General features: G+C 73.3%; 11 protein-coding genes. 9 read left to right on the forward strand and 2 right to left on the reverse strand.

What is annotated here, in order from left to right; translation table 11 throughout:
• Window positions 1–43 precede the first annotated feature (43 nt).
• The gene (locus tag F1615_RS26995; RefSeq protein WP_149551644.1) at window positions 44–1,750 is read left to right on the forward strand and encodes a glycerol-3-phosphate dehydrogenase/oxidase; all 1,707 of its coding nucleotides are present in this window, start codon (window positions 44–46) and stop codon (window positions 1,748–1,750) included.
• A 61-nt stretch (window positions 1,751–1,811) separates the two neighbouring features.
• On the opposite strand, the gene F1615_RS27000 is transcribed toward F1615_RS26995, so the two are convergent.
• Window positions 1,812–2,855, reverse strand: coding sequence for a serine hydrolase domain-containing protein (locus tag F1615_RS27000; RefSeq protein ID WP_149551645.1), 1,044 nt, complete (start codon window positions 2,853–2,855; stop codon window positions 1,812–1,814).
• Between the two features lie 171 nt (window positions 2,856–3,026).
• Between F1615_RS27000 and F1615_RS27005 the strand changes: the two genes are divergently transcribed.
• From F1615_RS27005 to F1615_RS27035, 7 genes are all read left to right on the forward strand, one after another.
• Complete coding sequence (locus F1615_RS27005) at window positions 3,027–5,078, forward strand: serine/threonine-protein kinase (RefSeq protein ID WP_149551700.1); 2,052 nt, start codon at window positions 3,027–3,029, stop codon at window positions 5,076–5,078.
• Window positions 5,079–5,231: 153 nt separating this feature from the next.
• Window positions 5,232–7,733, forward strand: a complete 2,502-nt coding sequence (locus tag F1615_RS27010; RefSeq protein ID WP_149551646.1) for a protein kinase — start codon at window positions 5,232–5,234, stop codon at window positions 7,731–7,733.
• Between the two features lie 184 nt (window positions 7,734–7,917).
• On the forward strand, window positions 7,918–9,555 hold the full coding sequence (locus F1615_RS27015) for a serine/threonine-protein kinase (protein WP_149551647.1): 1,638 nt from the start codon (window positions 7,918–7,920) through the stop codon (window positions 9,553–9,555).
• An 82-nt stretch (window positions 9,556–9,637) separates the two neighbouring features.
• Window positions 9,638–10,924 (forward strand): serine/threonine-protein kinase, encoded by a 1,287-nt coding sequence (locus tag F1615_RS27020; RefSeq protein WP_149551648.1) that lies wholly within the window; start codon window positions 9,638–9,640, stop codon window positions 10,922–10,924.
• A 114-nt stretch (window positions 10,925–11,038) separates the two neighbouring features.
• Window positions 11,039–12,688: a serine/threonine-protein kinase gene (locus F1615_RS27025; RefSeq protein ID WP_149551649.1), complete on the forward strand. Its 1,650-nt coding sequence runs from the start codon at window positions 11,039–11,041 to the stop codon at window positions 12,686–12,688.
• 205 nt (window positions 12,689–12,893) lie between these two features.
• Window positions 12,894–14,507, forward strand: a complete 1,614-nt coding sequence (locus F1615_RS27030) for a succinic semialdehyde dehydrogenase (RefSeq protein ID WP_149551650.1) — start codon at window positions 12,894–12,896, stop codon at window positions 14,505–14,507.
• A 74-nt stretch (window positions 14,508–14,581) separates the two neighbouring features.
• Entirely contained in the window at window positions 14,582–16,369 is a 1,788-nt protein-coding gene (locus F1615_RS27035; RefSeq protein WP_149551651.1) for a GMC family oxidoreductase N-terminal domain-containing protein, read from the forward strand.
• Between the two features lie 134 nt (window positions 16,370–16,503).
• Here the strand turns inward: F1615_RS27035 and F1615_RS27040 are convergent, their stop codons facing one another.
• Window positions 16,504–17,544, reverse strand: coding sequence for an LAETG motif-containing sortase-dependent surface protein (locus tag F1615_RS27040; protein ID WP_149551652.1), 1,041 nt, complete (start codon window positions 17,542–17,544; stop codon window positions 16,504–16,506).
• A 157-nt stretch (window positions 17,545–17,701) separates the two neighbouring features.
• Between F1615_RS27040 and F1615_RS35745 the strand changes: the two genes are divergently transcribed.
• Entirely contained in the window at window positions 17,702–17,941 is a 240-nt protein-coding gene (locus F1615_RS35745; RefSeq protein WP_167533864.1) for a hypothetical protein, read from the forward strand.
• Window positions 17,942–18,107: the final 166 nt, after the last annotated feature.

Genomic DNA, 18,107 nt, shown 5'->3' on the forward strand with positions numbered 1-18,107 from the left:
CCCGACGGGTGCGGCCGATGCGACCGATGAGCGGGAGGCAGCGGTGAGGACAGCGACACTGGGACCGGCGCAGCGCGTCGAATCACTCGCATCCATGGCGGAGCACGAACTGGACGTGCTGGTGGTGGGCGGCGGCGTGGTCGGCGCGGGCACGGCCCTCGACGCCGTGACCCGCGGCCTGTCCACAGGCCTGGTCGAGGCGCGGGACTGGGCGTCGGGCACCTCCAGCCGGTCCAGCAAGCTGATCCACGGCGGCCTGCGCTATCTGGAGATGCTCGACTTCGCGCTCGTCCGGGAGGCGCTCAAGGAGCGCGGCCTGCTGCTGGAGAAGCTCGCCCCGCACCTCGTGCGGCCGGTGCCCTTCCTGTACCCGTTGCAGCACAAGGGCTGGGAGCGGCTGTACGCCGGAGCGGGGGTCGCGCTCTACGACACCATGGCCATGACCCACGGGCACGGACGGGGCCTGCCCGTGCACCGCCACCTGAGCCGCCGTCACGCCCTGCGCGTGGCCCCCTGCTTGAAGAAGGACGCGCTGACCGGAGCGCTGCAGTACTACGACGCCCAGATGGACGACGCCCGGTTCGTGGTGAACCTCGTCCGCACGGCCGCGGCGTACGGCGCGAGGACCGCCAACCGCGCCCGGGTGACGGGGTTCCTGCGCGAGGGCGAGCGCGTCGTCGGCGCCCGGGTGCGGGACGTGGAGGGCGGCGGCGAGTACGAGGTCCGCGCCAAGCAGGTCGTCAACGCCACCGGCGTGTGGACCGACGACACGCAGGCGATGGTCGGTGAGCGGGGGCAGTTCCACGTCAGGGCCTCCAAGGGCATCCACCTGGTCGTCCCCAAGGACCGCATCCACTCCACGACCGGGCTCATCCTGCGCACCGAGAAGTCCGTCCTGTTCGTCATACCCTGGGGCCGGCACTGGATCGTCGGCACCACGGACACCGACTGGGACCTCGACAAGGCCCACCCGGCCGCGTCCAGCGCGGACATCGACTACCTGCTCGAGCGGGTGAACTCGGTGCTCGCGGTGCCGCTGACGCGGGACGACGTGGAAGGCGTGTACGCCGGCCTTCGGCCGCTGCTCGCCGGCGAGTCCGACGCCACGAGCAAGCTGTCCCGCGAGCACACCGTGGCCCATCCCGTGCCGGGGCTGGTCGTGGTGGCGGGCGGCAAGTACACGACGTACCGGGTGATGGCCAAGGACGCGGTGGACGCGGCGGTGCACGGACTCGACATGCGCGTCGCCGACTGCGTCACCGAGGACACGCCGCTGGTGGGCGCCGAGGGCTACCACGCCCTGTGGAACGGGCGGGCGCGGACGGCCGCGCGCACGGGACTGCACCCGGTGCGGGTCGAGCACCTGCTGCAGCGGTACGGCGCGCTGGCGGAGGAGGTCCTGGACCTCATCGCCTCCGATTCCTCGCTGGGCGAGCCGTTGCAGGCGGCCGACGACTATCTGCGCGCCGAGATCACCTATGCCGCCTCGCACGAAGGGGCCCGGCACCTGGACGACGTGCTGACCCGGCGCACCCGCATCTCGATCGAGACCTTCGACCGGGGCACGCGCAGCGCACGGGAGGCCGCCGAGCTGATGGCGCCGGTGCTGGGCTGGGACAAGGGCCAGATCGAGCGCGAGGTGCAGCACTACGAGAAGCGGGTCGAGGCCGAACGGGAATCGCAGCGGCAGCCCGACGATCTGACGGCGGACGCGGCGCGGCTGGGCGCACCGGACATCGTGCCGCTGTAGCCGTCCCGAATCACTCGAACGGGGGGCGGAAGCCGGGATCTCCGTTCGGAGCCCGGCCGTTCTACCTGGTGCGAGGGCAGAACTCGGCCGCGAGCACCGCGGACTCGAGACCGGGATCCGCCACCGCGTCCGTGTTCACCCGGAGGGTGAGGACACGCCGGCCGTCGACAGTGGCTGCGGTGCGCACGTAGCTGCCGGCGATGCGCCCGTTGTGCCCCCACACCGTGGTGCCGCACGGAAGCGTCACGGGAAACAGGCCCATGCCGTACGAGCCGTGTGCGGTGCGGGTGTCGAGCATCTCGCGCAGCCGGCGCGGGGGCAGCAGTTCACCGCCGAGCAGGGCCGAGTAGAAGCGGTCCAGATCGGCGAGCGTGGTCACCAGTTCGCCCGCGGCACCGGCCACCCGCGGGTCGAGCCGGGTGACGTCGGTTCCGTCGGCGGCGTAGGAGCGGCCGTGCGGCCGGGGCAGAGAGGTGCGGGAGCCCGGGAAGGAGGTGCCCGTCAGACCCAGCGGAGTGATGACGCGGCGCTCGGTCTCGTCGGCGTAGGAGCGGCCGGTGACCTGTTCGACGATCAGGCCGAGCAGGACGTAGTTGGTGTTCGAGTAGGCGAAGCGGCCGCGGTCGGCCGGGGGATGGGTGAGTGCGATGCGTACGGCGTGAAGGGGCGTCACCGGGAGGGCGCCCCGGGTGTCCGCGGCGAAGTCGGGGAGTCCGCTGGTGTGGGTGAGCAGGGAACGCAGGGTCAGCGCGCGGCCGTGGTTGCCTGCTCCCCGTACCAGGCCGGGCAGATGTTCCTCCACGGTGTCGGACAGGGACAGGCGTTCCTCCTCGGCCAGTTGCAGGACGACCGTGGCGACGAACGTCTTCGTGATGCTGCCGGCGCGGAAGTGGTCGGCACGCTCGATGCCCGGGCCGGCATCGGCGTAGCGGAGGCCGGTTCCCTCCAGGGCCAGCAGGGCCGCTGAGGGAGCGCCACCCCGCGTGACCAGCAGCGGAAGGAGCGCGTCCGCGGACGGGGCCGCGGAGGTCGGGGAGGTGGCCGGCGCCAGGGCGAGCAGGGCCAGGGACACGGGAACGGCCAGTAGGGTTCGAAGCGGCGGCATCCCGGGTCCTCCCTCGTCGGGGGCCCATCATGCAAGGTGGCGGAACCCGGCCCTCACCCGGGTTCCGCGGGCGCCGGGCCCGGGGCGCGGCCAGAGGCACCCTGGGCGTCGAGCACTTGTCGGGTGAGGGACAATGAAGGCTCTGATAGGGCGGGTTGCATGAGGGGACGCATGTCGGAGGCGGAGCGGGCGGGGACATCCCGTCAGGACAAGAGCGCACGTCTCCTCGCCGGGCGGTACCGGCTGGGAGACGTGCTCGGCCGCGGCGGCATGGGGACGGTGTGGCGTGCCCAGGACGAGACCCTGGGAAGAACCGTCGCCGTCAAGGAGCTCCGTTTCCCGTCGAGCATCGACGAGGACGAGAAGCGGCGCCTCATCACGCGAACGCTGCGTGAGGCCAAGGCGATCGCGCGGATCCGCAACACCAGCGCCGTGACCGTCTACGACGTGGTGCAGGAGGACGACCGGCCCTGGATCGTGATGGAGCTCGTCGAGGGCAAGTCGCTCGCCGAGGCCATCCGGGAGGACGGTCTGCTGGAGCCGCGGCGAGCCGCCGAGGTCGGGCTCGCCGTCCTCGACGTGCTGCGTTCCGCGCACCGCGAGGGCATCCTGCACCGCGACGTGAAGCCGTCGAACGTGCTGATCGCCGAGGACGGCCGGGTCGTGCTCACCGACTTCGGCATCGCCCAGGTCGAGGGCGACCCGTCCATCACGTCGACCGGGATGCTGGTCGGCGCTCCCTCCTACATCTCCCCGGAGCGGGCGCGCGGGCACAAGCCCGGGCCGGCGGCCGACCTCTGGTCGCTCGGCGGGCTGCTGTACGCGGCGGTGGAGGGCACCCCGCCGTACGACAAGGGCTCCGCGATCGCGACGCTCACGGCGGTGATGACCGAACCGCTGGAGGAGCCGAAGAACGCGGGACCGCTCAGGGACGTCATCTACGGGCTGCTCACCAAGGATCCCGCGCAGCGGCTCGGCGACCGCGACGCCCGGGCCATGCTCAACGCGGTCGTCAACGCGCCCGAGCCCAAGGAGGCCGGCCCGGAGCCGGCGGACGCGACGAAGGTCGTGCCGCTGCCCGAGCAGCCCGGCGAGCATGACGCCAGGGGCAAGCGCGGCGAGGAGGCCGGCGAGAAGCTGCGGGGCGCGCTGCGTTCCGTGCGGAAGGCCGCGGTGGCGGCGGGATCGGCCGGTGCAGCGGCGGCGGCCCGCGCCAAGTCCGGCACCGGAAGCGACGCGTCTGCGCCGAGCGCTGCCGCCGACTCCTCGGGGACGGCGGCGGGGACGGCGGCAGGGACGTCCGGGGCACAGTCCGGCGCGGCGGCGCCCGCCTCCGCCAAGGGCCCCGCGTCGGCGTCCGGTGCGGGAGCACCGGGGAGCGCGCGGCAGGAGCCGGCCTCCGGCGGCCGCAGTTCGGGGTGGCCGGTGATGACGCCGCCGGACCTGCCGGCCCGGCCCGTGCCGCGGGCGTCGCTCACCGACGTGGTGCCGCGGCGGACGCTGGCCGTCATCGCGGTGGTCGTGGTCCTCGCCGTGCTCGGCACCGTACTGGCTCTGGTGCTCGGCGGTGACGACGAGGGCGGCCAAGGGGCCAAGGGCGGCGGCGGCGACCGTACCGTCGCCGGTCGGACCCCCAGCGCGGACCCCAAGAGCGACGAGAGCGACGGCACCCGCACCGACGGCAGGACGACCGGACCGGCGGAGAAGGAAACGGACTCGGGCCGGGCGACGAAGACCCCGGGCGCGGGGTCCGGCGGATCGGGGGACTCGGCCGGGAGCGGCGCGGGCGCGTCCGCGAAGGAGACGTACAAGGGGAACCAGGGGTATTCGATCGGACTGCCCGACGGGTGGAAGTTCCAGTCGTCGGGGGCCGCCGGTGACCGGTTCACCGGGCCCGACGGGCAGAAGCTGCTGATCGGCTGGACGACCACGCCGAAGGACGACCCGGTCGCGGACTGGAAGAACCAGGAGCGCGCCATGGTGCGCGCTCAGTACAAGCGGATCCGTATCGAGGCGGTGGAATACCGGGGCTGGAACACGGCCGACTGGGAGTTCACCTACGTGGAGGGCGGCACCACGTACCGGTCCATCGACCGGGGGACCGTCGTCGGCGACCGGCTCGGGTACGGACTGATGTACACGGCCAAGGCCGACAAGTGGGGCAGTGAGCAGCGCAAGGACACCTGGCGGACGCTGACCGGGACGTTCCGGCCGAAGTCCTGAGCATGAGCGGTTCCCGGAATGGGGAGTCAGATGTGGCATCCCCTCTCTGCGGGTTGCCTCCGGCACGTATCGTGAATGCTTGCGGACCGTACGCAGCCGGAACGGCCTGCTGCGCGAACGGAACTGACCGACCGTAGTGCCGGGGGAGGCAACGTGGACGACTATGCGGGACGGGTTCTCGCCGACCGCTACCGCCTGCCGCTGCCGCCCTCCGACGAGTACGAACTGACCGAGACCCGCGCCTTCGACACCTACAGCGGGCAGGAGGTCCTGGTCAGGCAGGTTCCGCTGCCGGAGGTCGTCGAGGCCGAAGTGCTCGACGCCGAGGGGCTGCCCGACGGCTTCACCGCCCGTGACGGTGGCGCGCGGCGTGGGAACACCCGGCCGGGAGCGGCGCGGACCGGCATGCGGCGGCCCACCGACCCGGTGGTGCGGCGCGCGGTCGAGGCCGCGCAGTCGGCGGCCGCCATCCCCGACCACCCGCGCCTTGACCAGGTGTTCGACGTGTTCGCGGAGGGCGGTTCGCTGTGGATAGTCAGTGAACTCGTCGCCGCGCGACCGCTGGCCGCACTGCTCGCCGAGGAGCCGCTGTCCCCGTACCGGGCCGCGGAGGTCGCCTCCGACGTCCTGACGGCCTTGCGGGTGCTGCACTCCCACGGCTGGGTGCACCGCAACATCACCACGCGCACGGTGCTCGTCTGCGACGACGGCCGGGTGATGCTGACCGGTCTCGCCGTCGGCGCCGCCGAGGAGGCGCTGTGCGGCTACGACCCGGTGCCGGAACAGGACACCGGACCGGGGCAGGACGCGGGAGCACCCGGGGCACCGGGACCGGCGGCGCAGGCGCCGCCGGGAACGCCCGGCCCGGGGCGCGGCCCCTCCTGGCCGCCCGGGTTCACCGCCGACACCGGCCCCGATCCCGACGCCGCGCGCCGGGCCGCCATCGAGGCACGGGCCGGCCGGCTGCCCGGCGCCGCGGCGGACACGGCGAACGGCCTCACCCCCGCCGCGGCCCCGAGGGCCCTCGACGGCGCGGGCGACGTGCGGGCGGCCCGTGCGGGGGCGATCGCCGCGTACCGGGCGGGCGCCCGTGCCGCCGCCCGGGTGCAGGAGGCCCAGCAGAGCGGCCGTACGGCCCTGCCCGGCGCCCTGCCCACCGCCGAGGGCGACGGACCGGCGCCCGGCGCGGTCCCGCCGGGACAGATAGCCGACCCCTACGGCGTCGGCGCCAGCGGCCGTCCCGGAACCACACCCTGGACCGCCACCGGCGGCGCACCGGCCGTCCCCGGCGGAAGCGGACGCACCGCCCCCACGGGACCCGGCGCCCTGGAGACACCCGGCGGTCCCGGCGCGGCCGCCCCGCCCGCGCGCTGGGACGACCTGGTGGCCCACACCCCCGCGCGCCGGGGCCCGACCACCGCGCTGGCCGCCGAGCGGGCGCGGCAGGCACGGATGGCCGTCGTCGGACCGGTGACCGAGCGATGGGCGCCCGAGCAGGCCGGTCCCGTGCACGAGAACTGGCAGCTGGCCGCGCCGATCGGGCCCGCCACCGACCTGTGGGCGCTGGGCTCGCTGCTGTTCCGCGCCGTGCAGGGGCACGCGCCCTACCCCGAGGAGTCGACGGCCGAACTGGTGCAGATGGTGTGCGCCGAGCCGCCCGCGTTCGCCGAGGAGTGCGGGCCGCTCCGGCCGGTCGTGGAGTCGCTGCTGCGTCAGGACCCCACCGAGCGGCCCGACTTCGAGGAACTGCGCGGCTGGCTGCGTTCGCTGGTGCGGTCGGCGCCCGAGCCCGAGGCCGGCGTGCACGTCATAGCGGCACCGCCCGCCACCGACACGAGCCGGCTGCCGGTCATACGCCGCCGGGGCGAGCTGGTGCGCAGGCGGCGCGCCGCGCTCCCGGCGCACCACGGACGGCACAAGCGGGCCAAACCGGAGACCGGGTCGCCGCGCAGGCTCGGCCGCACGCTGCTCCTGCTGGTACTGCTCGCCATGGCGGCGGCGATCGCCTACGCCATGCTGTTCATGCCGAAGTCCGGTGAGGAGAAGACCGGGGCGGCCGACCGCACCGGCGCCGCCGGCGAGGTCGGCGCCGCTCCGAGCGAGCCGGGAACGGACAAGGACGCGCCGGCGCCTGAGGACAGCCCCGGGGACGGCCCCGAGGAGTCCGCCCCCTCCAGCGAGACGCAGACCACCGGCCCCGAGGTCGCCGACGGCTTCACCCTGCGCAAGGACCCGGAGGGCTTCCGGGTCGCCGTCGCCGAGGACTGGCAGCGCACCGCGAAGAACGGCAGCGGCCAGGTCGTCTACGCCCGCGGTGACTTCGAGCTCATCGTCGTGCCGGGCCGGGACAGCGCCGGCCGGTTCGGCAGCGACCCCATGGCCTACCAGCGCGACGACGAGCCGGAGCTCCAGCCCTACCGCGACTCCAGCTGGGCCACCTCCACCGGCCTGAAGAGCATCGAGGTGGGCGGACGGACCATGGCCGAGGGTCAGTTCACCTGGACCGGCGACGCGGGCGAGCTGTACGTCCGCAATCTCGCCGCGCTGATCGACGGCCGTTACCACGTGGTGCAGGTGCGGGGACCGGAGGCCGAACGGGACGAGGTGACACGGGTCTTCGAGCAGGCGGCGGCGACCTACCGGTTCACGGGGTGAACCGCGGGCGCCGCCCGCCCCGCCGCGGTCCACCGGTACGCGCACGCAGGCGTTTTGGTTGACTCGCGGCCCCCACAGCGACATCCATCACAGTGCGGTCTCCATGGCACCCCGTCGGTTCCCAGGAAGGGCCGGGGTACTTACTCTGACCCTGTCAAGACCATTGCGGGGCAACGTGAATCAGATGCAGGGCTCGCTCGTCGCGGGCCGCTACCGGCTCGGCGACTCCATCGGGAGCGGTGGCATGGGCCGGGTGTGGCGCGCCCACGACGAGGTGCTGCACCGTTCCGTCGCCGTCAAGGAACTGACCGCGGCGCTCTACGTCTCCGACAGCGAAGGGGCCAGGCTGCTGGCGCGCACCCGCGCGGAGGCGCGGGCGGCCGCGCGGATCAACCACTCCGCCGTCGTCACGGTGCACGACGTGCTGGAGCACGACGGCCGTCCGTGGATCGTGATGGAGCTGGTCGAGGGCCACTCCCTCGCCGACGCGATGAAGGAGCGCGAACGCGTCGAGCCCCGCGAGGCCGCCCGTATCGGCCTGTGGGTGCTGCGCGCGCTGCGCGCCGCGCACACCGCCGGCGTGCTGCACCGCGACGTCAAACCCGGAAACGTTCTCCTCGCCCGCGACGGCCGGGTGCTGCTCACCGACTTCGGCATAGCGCAGATCGACGGCGACTCGGCCATCACCCGCACCGGCGAGGTCGTCGGCTCGGTCGACTACCTGGCGCCCGAACGGGTCCGCGGCCACGACCCCGGCCCCTCCTCCGACCTGTGGGCCCTCGGCGCGACGCTGTACACGGCCGTGGAGGGCCGCTCGCCGTTCCGCCGCACCTCGCCGCTGACCACCATGCAGGCCGTCGTCGAGGAGGAGGCCGACGAGCTGCGGCACGCCGGCCCGCTCGAACCCGTCATCAGCGCGCTCCTGCGCAAGGATCCGGCCGACCGGCCCGACGCGTCCCGGGCCGAGCAGATGCTCGCCGAGGCGGCGGAGGGGCGCCGGCCGCACGCGGCGCAGGAGTACGTGCCGACCCGGGCCGTCGACGCCCATGTGCCGCTGCCACCCCACACCGGTCCGCGGGCGGCCCCCACGGCCACGGGGGCTCCGCACCCGCGGTCCGGCGGTCCCACGGCCGTTCAACCACCGTACGGGCCGGCGGCCGTCGCGCCGCGCAGGAAAGCACGTGTGCGGGTGATCGCCCTCGTCGTCGCGCTGGCCGCGATCGTCGGCGGGGGAACCGCGGTCGTGCTCCAGCAGTGGGACCGCGGTCGCACCACGGCGGGCCCCTCCGGGACATCCGCGCCCGCTCCGGCACCCGGCGCGACGAAGACGGGCGGGACCGAGCCGACGGGCGGCCTCCCCGAGGGCTGGGTGCGCCGCACCGACCCCTTCGGCTTCACCGTCGTCCTGCCCGGCGAGGACTGGGAGCGCGTGGTCTTCGACGAGGAGACCCGGCAGGTCGACTACACGCCCGACGGCGGGAAGCACTTCCTGCGGATCGCGGCCGACGACTCTCCCGACTTCGACGACCCGTACGAGCACCTGAGCGATCTGGACCAGCAGATCGGCGGGCGTCTGGTCGACTACCGGCGGCTGGGCCTGCAGCGCCTGACCTACCGCGACCGCGACGGCGCGCGGCTCGAGTACGGCTGGACGGCGCTGGCCAAGGACACGGAGTTCCCGGGCCCGTACCGGGCGGTCGACCAGATGTACATCTCGCGCGACGGCGTCGAGTACGCCCTCTACATGGCCTCCCCGGCCGCCGACTGGGACACGACCCGCGAACAGTTCCGGACGATCCTGCAGGGGTGGCGCGAGCCCTGACGCCCGTGGCGTGGTCGTATGCGCTCCGCTTGGCCGAATCGCCGTACCGGAGGGGACACATCCGGTGGGGCATGATGGGCCCATGGTGACCGAGGGGGAGCCGGAGAACGGGGCCGAACGGCACAATGCCCGCGTCGTCGCGGGCCGTTACCGTCTGGAGTCGATGATCGGGCGCGGCGGCATGGGCGTGGTCTGGCGGGCCACCGACCAACTGCTCGGACGGGGCGTCGCCGTCAAGGAACTCCCGTTCGACGAGACGCTCTCCGCGGCCGAGGCCCGGCGGCAGCGTGACCGCACCCTGCGCGAGGCGCGCGCCCTGGCCCAGTTGAGCCACCCGAACATCATCGTCGTCCACGACGTCGTCGAGGACGACGAACGCCCGTACATCGTCCTGGAGCTGATCGAGGGGCCCTCGCTCGCCGACCGCATCGCCGCACGGGGCCCGGTCGACGCCGCGGAGGCCGCGCGGATCGGCGTCGACCTGCTCGGCGCGCTGCGCGCCGCGCACACGGCCGGTGTGCTGCACCGCGACCTCAAGCCCGCCAACGTCCTGCTGGAGGACGACACCGAGCGGGTCGTCCTCACCGACTTCGGCATCGCCCAGGTGTCCGGCTCGACCACGCTCACCGAGACCGGCTCCTTCGTGGGTTCCCCCGAATACACCGCGCCCGAGCGGATGTCCGGCGCCCGGACGGGACCGGAGGCCGACCTGTGGTCGCTGGGCGCGCTGCTGTGCACGGCGCTCAGCGGCGAGTCGCCGTTCCGGCGCGACTCCCTCAGCGGGATCCTGCACGCGGTCGTGGTCGACGAGATCCGGCCGCCCGCCGAGGCCGGGCCGATCCTTCCCGTGGTCCGCGGACTGCTGGAACGCGACCCGGACCGCCGGCTGGACGCGGACCGGGCCGAGCGGATGCTGAGCGCGTTCCTCGCGACGGGCCGCACGCCGGAGTCGGCGCCGCTGGAGCCGTTGCCGTCCGACCGGATCCCGCTGCGCCGCCGGTTCCCGGCACGGCGGACGGAGACGGTCGCGCCGGGCTCCGCCGGGGAGCGCCCCGTCCGGCGGCAGCCCACGAAGGGTGTGCTGGTGGCCGCGCTGGCGGTCGCCGCGATGGCGGGGGCGGGGGTGTCGGCCGCGGCGCTGCTGCTGCAGGACCGGGACGGCGACGGGGGCGGTACGCCGACCAGCTCGGCGCCGGAGACACCCGTCGGTGAGACGGCCCCCGGGCCCCGGCCGCCCGCGTCCGTCCCCACGACCACCAGCCCCCGGCGGACGCTGCCGTCGGACGCCCGCTCCACGGCGGCCACCCCGACGACGGCCACGCCCACGGTGTCGGGGTCCTCACCTGGGCCAAGCCTCGAAGAGCAGTGAAGCCGGGCCTCAAAGAGCAATAAAAGGGAGATAAGTGCCGGTGAGGGTCACGGGTCTGTGACCGGTGGGCGTTCGCAGTGGATACGCGAGGGTCCCGCGCGATATGGATGAACCATGAGCAGCAACGGGGGAGCCCGCAACGGGGCCGACGAACCGACCAGTTTTGGTCTGCAACCGCCGAACCCGCATCCCCCCGCCGGGGTGCCACACCCCGGCAACCCGTACGCGGCGCCGACCCGCGTGGTCCCGCAGCGGGCACCCGTGACGGACCCGGGCGCCGGGCGGCTGATCGCCGGACGCTACCGGCTGCTCGCCAAGCTCGGCCACGGCGGCATGGGCACGGTGTGGCGGGCCAAGGACGAGACGGTGGACCGCGAAGTCGCCGTCAAGGAGCCCCGCGTCCCGGACCACCTTCCCGAACGCGAACGTTCCAACGCCTTCGAGCGGATGCGTCGCGAGGCCCGCGCGGCCGCCCGGCTCGACCACCCCGCGGTGGTCGACGTCCATGACGTCGCGGTGGTCGACGGCCGGCCGTGGATCGTGATGGAGCTGGTCCAGGGCCGTTCGCTGGGCGCCGTGCTGCAGGACGAGGGCACCCTCTCCGCACGCGAGGCGGCCAGGGTCGGCCTGGAAGTGCTCGGCGCGCTGGAGGCCGCCCACGCTGCGGGCATCCTGCACCGGGACGTGAAGCCGGACAACGTGCTGCTCGGCCGGCACGACCGGGTCGTCCTCACCGACTTCGGCATCGCCCAGATCGAGGGCGAGACCAATCTGACCGACACCGGCGGCTTCGTCGGCTCGCCCGAGTACATCGCCCCGGAACGGGTGCTGGGCCAGCGCCCCGGCCCCGCCTCCGACCTGTGGTCGCTCGGCGTGGTGCTGTACGCGGCGACGGAGGGCGTCTCGCCGTTCCGCCGCAGCAACACCCCCGCCACCCTCCAGTCCGTGCTCAACGCGACGCCGGCGCCGCCCGCCTCCGCCCACGGACCGCTGGCCGACGTCATCACCGCCCTGCTGCAGAAGGACCCGGCGCGCCGGCCGAACGCCGCCCGGGTCCGCGCCGTACTGGAAGCGGCCGCCCACCCGCCCGCGCCGCAGCCCACGCAGGTGACCCGGTTCCCCGCCCCCGACCCCCGCGGCAAGGGCATCCGCGTCGGCCGCAGGACGCTGATCGGGCTGGGCGCCGCGGTGGTCGCGGCAGCGGTGGCGGCGTACCTCGTGGTCGCGGACCCCTTCGCGGGCCCCCTGCCCGACGGCTGGAAGAAGCACGACCTCGGGGACCGGCCGGGCGTGGCGCTCGCGGTGCCGGAGAACTTCGTGAAGGACAAACCCGCCGACGACTCGGACGGGACGGTCGTCTCCTTCACCGACCCGAGCGGGATGGTGCGTGTCGAGACCGACCGCGACCTCAAGGCCGAGGACGAGAACGGCGAACTCGAGGCCTCGGCGTCGGAGCGGGCGTTCGCACACTGGAACGAGCTCAAGGACGGCGAGTACGGCTGGGGCATCGCCGACTCGCCGGCGCCCCAGGGGCAGCCGCGCGAGACGACGTACAAGGAGCACGACGCGGCCACGAACACCATCGTCTACACGACGACCACCACCCCGGCGCTGGTGCGCGAGGCGCAGGTCATGTACTACCGGAACAAGGACGGCGACATGTACCGGCTGTGGGTCGTCTACCCGGGCAAGGGCTACTTCGCCGAGGACGGCCGGGAGATCGCCCGCACGGTCTTCGAGTCCTGGGACATCCACGAGCTCTGACCCGCGCCCATGGGGCCCGCCCCCGGCGGTGCTCCGGAGCGCCTGGGCCGACCCGAGACCGAACCGTGGCCGACTCGCGCCGGTCCGATCGTCAACGCCCTGATCAGGGGGTTTGTTGCCAGCGTTCACTGGCATTGTGTGAGCCGTGCGGGAATCTGTTACCGACGGGTACACAAAGTGTTCGCCCGGGCATACCCTGCGCCTCATGACGGACGCGCAGACCCGGGAATCCACCGGCACCAACCCCCTCGCCCCCGCCCCGGAGGGCGCCCGCACCGCCGCCGACGTGGTCACGCCGGAGCTGGTCGCCCAGCTCACCAAGGGCGTGGCCGGCTCCGGCCGGACCGCCAACCACACGCCGTTCACCGGGGAGAAGCTGGCCGACCTGCCCGAGTCGGCCCCCGAGGACGTGGCCCGGGCGTTCGAGGCGGCCCGCGCCGCCCAGGCCGTCTGGGCGCAGACCCCGGTACGGCAGCGCGCCGCCGTCCTGCTCCGCTTCCACGACCTGGTGCTGGAGCGCCAGGCCGAGGTGCTCGACCTGATCCAGCTGGAGACCGGCAAGGCCCGGCTGCACGCCCACGAGGAAGTACAGGCCGTCGCCGTCGCGGCCCGCCACTACGGCCGCCGGGCGGCCGCCTACCTGCGGCCCAAGCGGCACGCGGGCGCCATGCCGACCCTGACGAAGGTCACCGAGCTGCGCCACCCGCGCGGTGTCGTGGGCCAGATCGCGCCCTGGAACTACCCCCTCGAACTCTCCGTCGGAGACGCGCTCCCGGCGTTCGTCGCGGGCAACGCGGTCGTGATGAAGCCCGACACGGAGACCTGCCTGACCGCGCTGTGGGCCCGTGACCTGCTGATCGAGGCCGGACTGCCCGCCGACGTCTTCCAGGTCGTCCTCGGCGAGGGCCCGGTCGTCGGCCCCGAGGTCGTCCGGCACGCCGACTACGTCTCCTTCACCGGCTCCACCCGCACCGGCCGCGAGGTCGCCCAGGGCGCCGCCGCCCGGCTGGTCGGCGTCTCCCTCGAACTCGGCGGCAAGAACGCCATGCTGGTGCTGGAGGACGCCGACCTCGACAAGGCCGCCGCGGGCGCCGTCCGCGCCTGCTTCTCCAGCGCGGGCCAGCTGTGCATCTCCATCGAGCGGCTGTACGTCCACGAGTCGGTCGCCGACGCCTTCCTGGAGCGCTTCGCCGCCCGCACCAAGGCGCTCCGCCTCGGCACCTCCCTCGCCTACGGCGCCGACATGGGCTCGCTGGTCGGGCAGCGCCAGCTGGACGCCGTCACCCGGCACGTCGAGGACGCCGTCGCCAAGGGCGCCACCGTCCTCGCGGGCGGCACGGCCCGCCCGGACATCGGCCCCTACTTCTTCGAGCCGACCATCCTCGACGGGGTCGAGGCCCCCATGAGCGTCTGCTCCGAGGAGACCTTCGGCCCGGTCGTCTCCGTCTACCGCTTCTCGTCCGACGACGAGGCGGTCGAACGTGCCAACTCCACCCCGTACGGCCTGAACTCCTCCGTCTGGACGAAGGACGCCCGGCGAGGCCGCGAGATCGCCGCCCGGCTGCGCACCGGCACCGTGAACATCAACGAGGGGTACGCGCCCGCCTACGGCAGTGTCCAGTCGCCGATGGGCGGCATGAAGGACTCCGGTCTCGGCCGCCGGCACGGCTCCGAGGGCATCCTCAAGTACACCGAGGCCCAGACGGTCGCCCACCAGCGGTTGCTGCCGATGGCCCCCTCGCTGGGCATGGACGACGAGACGTACGCCCGTTTCATGAGCAGCAGCTTGCGCCTGATGAAGGCGTTCCGGTTCAGGTGACCGACTCAGGGGCGCGAGGAACCGCGCGAGAAACCACGGATCACCCGCACGCGAAACTCACAGAGGAGACACCCGTGCCTCAGGAGGAATACGACTACGACGTCCTCGTCGTCGGCTCCGGCTTCGGCGGCTCCGTCTCGGCGCTCCGCCTGACGGAGAAGGGATACACCGTCGGCGTCCTGGAGGCCGGCCGCCGCTTCACCCGCGAGACCCTGCCGAAGAACTCCTGGGACCTGAAGAACTACCTGTGGGCGCCGAGGCTCGGCATGTACGGCATCCAGCGCATCCACCTGCTGGGCAACGTCATGGTCCTGGCCGGCGCGGGTGTCGGCGGCGGCTCCCTCAACTACGCCAACACCCTCTACGTACCGCCCAAGCCGTTCTTCGACGACCCGCAGTGGGGGCACATCACCGACTGGCAGGAGGAGTTGAAGCCCTACTACGACCAGGCGCGGCGCATGCTCGGCGTGCGGCTCAACCCCACGATGACCCCCTCGGACGTGCATCTGAAGGCGGCGGCCGAACGGATGGGCGTGGGCGACACCTTCCACATGGCCCCGGTCGGTGTCTTCTTCGGCGACGGCGAGGACGCCGACGGCAAGGTGACCGCCGAGCCCGGGCAGGAGGTGCCCGACCCCTACTTCGGCGGGGCCGGTCCGTCGCGCCGGGCCTGTGCCGAGTGCGGCGAGTGCATGACCGGATGCCGGCACGGCGCGAAGAACACCCTCAACGAGAACTACCTCCACCTCGCCGAGAAGGCGGGCGCGGTCGTGCACCCCATGACGACGGCGGTGTCGGTGACGGAGGACGCGCAGGGCGGGTACGCCGTCGCCACGCTCCCCACCGACAACCGCCGCAAGGGCAGGGGCCGTACCTTCCGCGCCCGCCGGGTGGTGCTGGCCGCCGGCACCTACGGCACCCAGACGCTGCTGCACCGGATGCGGGCCGGCGGTCAGCTGCCGCACCTCTCGGACAGGCTGGGCGAGCTGACCCGGACCAACTCCGAGGCCCTCGTCGGCGCGCAGACCGACAACCGGCGCTACCGCAAGGCCACCGGTTCGCCGAAGGCCGACTTCACCCGCGGTGTGGCCATCACGTCCTCCATCCACCCCGACGAGAACACCCACATCGAGCCGGTCCGCTACGGCAGGGGCTCCAACTCGATGGGCGGGCTGTCCATCCTCCAGGTCCCGTACGCGGGCGGCGGTTCGGGTGCGGCACGCGTACTGGGCTGGCTGGGCAACGTGGCGCGGCATCCGTGGCTGCTGATGCGTTCGCTGTCCAACCGCCGCTGGTCGGAGCGGACCATCATCGGTCTGGTGATGCAGTCGCTGGACAACTCGCTGACGACGTACCTCAAGCCGTCCGGGGCCGGCCGCGGGCTGCTCACCGCACGGCAGGGCCACGGCGCCGCCAACCCCAAGCAGATCAAGGCGGCCACGGACGGCGCCTCCGCGCTGGCGGCCGAGATCAACGGCTTCGCGGGCTCGAACGTGGGCGAGCTGACGGGCATGCCGCTGACCGCCCACTTCCTGGGCGGCTGCCCGATCGGCGGCTCCCGCGAGACCGGCGTGATCGACCCGTACCACCGTCTGTACGGCCACCCCGGCATCTCGGTCGTCGACGGGGCGGCGGTCTCGGCGAACCTCGGCGTGAACCCCTCCCTGACCATCACGGCACAGGCCGAGCGGGCGATGTCGTACTGGCCCAACAAGGGCGAGGCCGATCCGCGTCCGCAGCAGGGCGAGTCGTACCGGCGGCTCCAGCCGGTGGAGCCGAAGTCCCCGGCGGTCCCGGCGGACGCGTTCGGCGCGCTGAGGCTGCCGTTCCTGGGGATTCCCGCGGTGCCGCCGAAGAAGTAGCCGGCGCGGGGAGGACAAGGGAACAGGGAAAGAGGAAGAAGAGGAAAAGGAAAAAGGACCTGTGCCCCCCTCCGAGCTCAGGTCCTTTTCCCTTGTCCTGGGTGCTGCCGCGCGGACGGCGCGGCGAGGCGGTGTTACGCCTGGGCACCGGCCTTGCGGCGGCGCACCACGAACACCGCACCGGCACCGGCCACGACGGCGGCACCGCCGACCAGGCCGATGATCGGCAGAGCGGAGCTCGAGCCGGTCTCGGCGAGGCTGCCGGTGACCTTCACGTCGCTGACCTCGTCGAGCTCGGCCATGCCGCCGGTCTGCGGCTTGGCGTCGTTCGGCTCACCGGCGTCGGAGCCGGCGGCCAGGATGTCGAAGAAGTAGATCCAGCCGTTGGGGTCGTCGGCGAGCCAGCAGCCGTCGGCGTCCGCGTACTCGGCGAGGCCGCCGGTGAGGCCGAGCGCGTCCGGCACCTTGCCGCTGACGCTGAGCCGCAGCTGGTACGAGACCGACTGGCCGGCGCCGAGCGAGAACGCGGCGAACGTGCCGCCCTCACCCGCGGTGTCCGCGAGCGTGGTCCACTTCCCGGAGGCCTTGTCGAACACCTGGACGGTGATCTGACCGGAGTAGTCCTTCTCGTTCCAGCCGATGGCCGCGACGCCGATCAGCGGCTTGATGTTCTTGATCTCCTCGTCGCCGTGGTTGGAGACGTTGAACGAGAACGCCTTCCAGCCGCTGCCGGCGACGATCGTGTCGGGCAGGCCCGCCAGACCGCTCTTCAGGTCGAAGCTGAGCTCGGCCGTGCTGTTGCCCTCCTCGTCGACGCAGAGCTCGGGGTCCTCCTCCGCCGGGGCGCTCTCACTGGCGCTCGGGGCGGGTGCGCTCGTCGACGGCGAGGTGGACGCGGACGGCGAGGCGGACGTGGACGGGGAGGACTCGCTCTCGGTGGAGCCGGGCTCGGTCTCCTTCGTCGGCTCGGTCTCCTTGGTCGGCTCGGCCGAACCGGTCGACTCGGTTGCGGACGGCGAGGGAGAGGTGCCGGTCGTGTCGTCACCGGTCGCGGACTCCGTCGCGGACACGGTGGGCGTGGGGTCGGTCGCGTACGCGGCCGGAGCCGAGAGCAGGGCGACCGGGGCTATCGCTGCCGTTGCGACCGCTGCGGCCATGGCACGGCGAAGCTTCATGAAGACCTCGGGAAGTCCGGTGTGCCGCGTGGCCGCGGCACCAACGAGTGCGGGAGGCCGCCGCGTGCGAGGACGCGGGTGTGGCCCTTGGTTCCGGTGGTTTGATCGATGAAGCCTGTGAATGGTTGTCCTGGATCTCACAGAATTTTTATGTGAGGTGGATCACTACTGGCGGGTGGTGGTGATCTCTGTCGTCCGCTCGGCCGCCGAAAGCCTGGACGGCCGCGCCTCGCGCCGCAGCCGCGTCCGGAGCGTGGTGGGAGCGCGGTGGGAGTCGGGTGCGGACGCCGTCCGGCTGCCCGAGGCCAAGGCCGTGGGTGGCGTCCCGGCCGCGCGGATCGGGGCGGCACCGGAGGGACGAAGGAGTTCCTGGTCGCCGCCGACTGCGGTGTCGTGACCAGCGTCCGAGCGGTCCGGTGCGGTCGGGGTCCGGTGCGGTCCCGCCGGGCCGGCCCCGGGCGTCCCCGGGGCCGGCCTTCTCGCGGGTGACCGGGCCGGCTGTCCCCTGCCGCCCGGTCACTTGCCCGGAGCGAGGTCCCACGACGTACGACGCGAGCCGTATG

Origin of the sequence: Streptomyces marokkonensis (assembly GCF_008312835.1) — a bacterium.
Classification (GTDB): Bacteria; Actinomycetota; Actinomycetes; order Streptomycetales; family Streptomycetaceae; genus Streptomyces; species Streptomyces marokkonensis_A.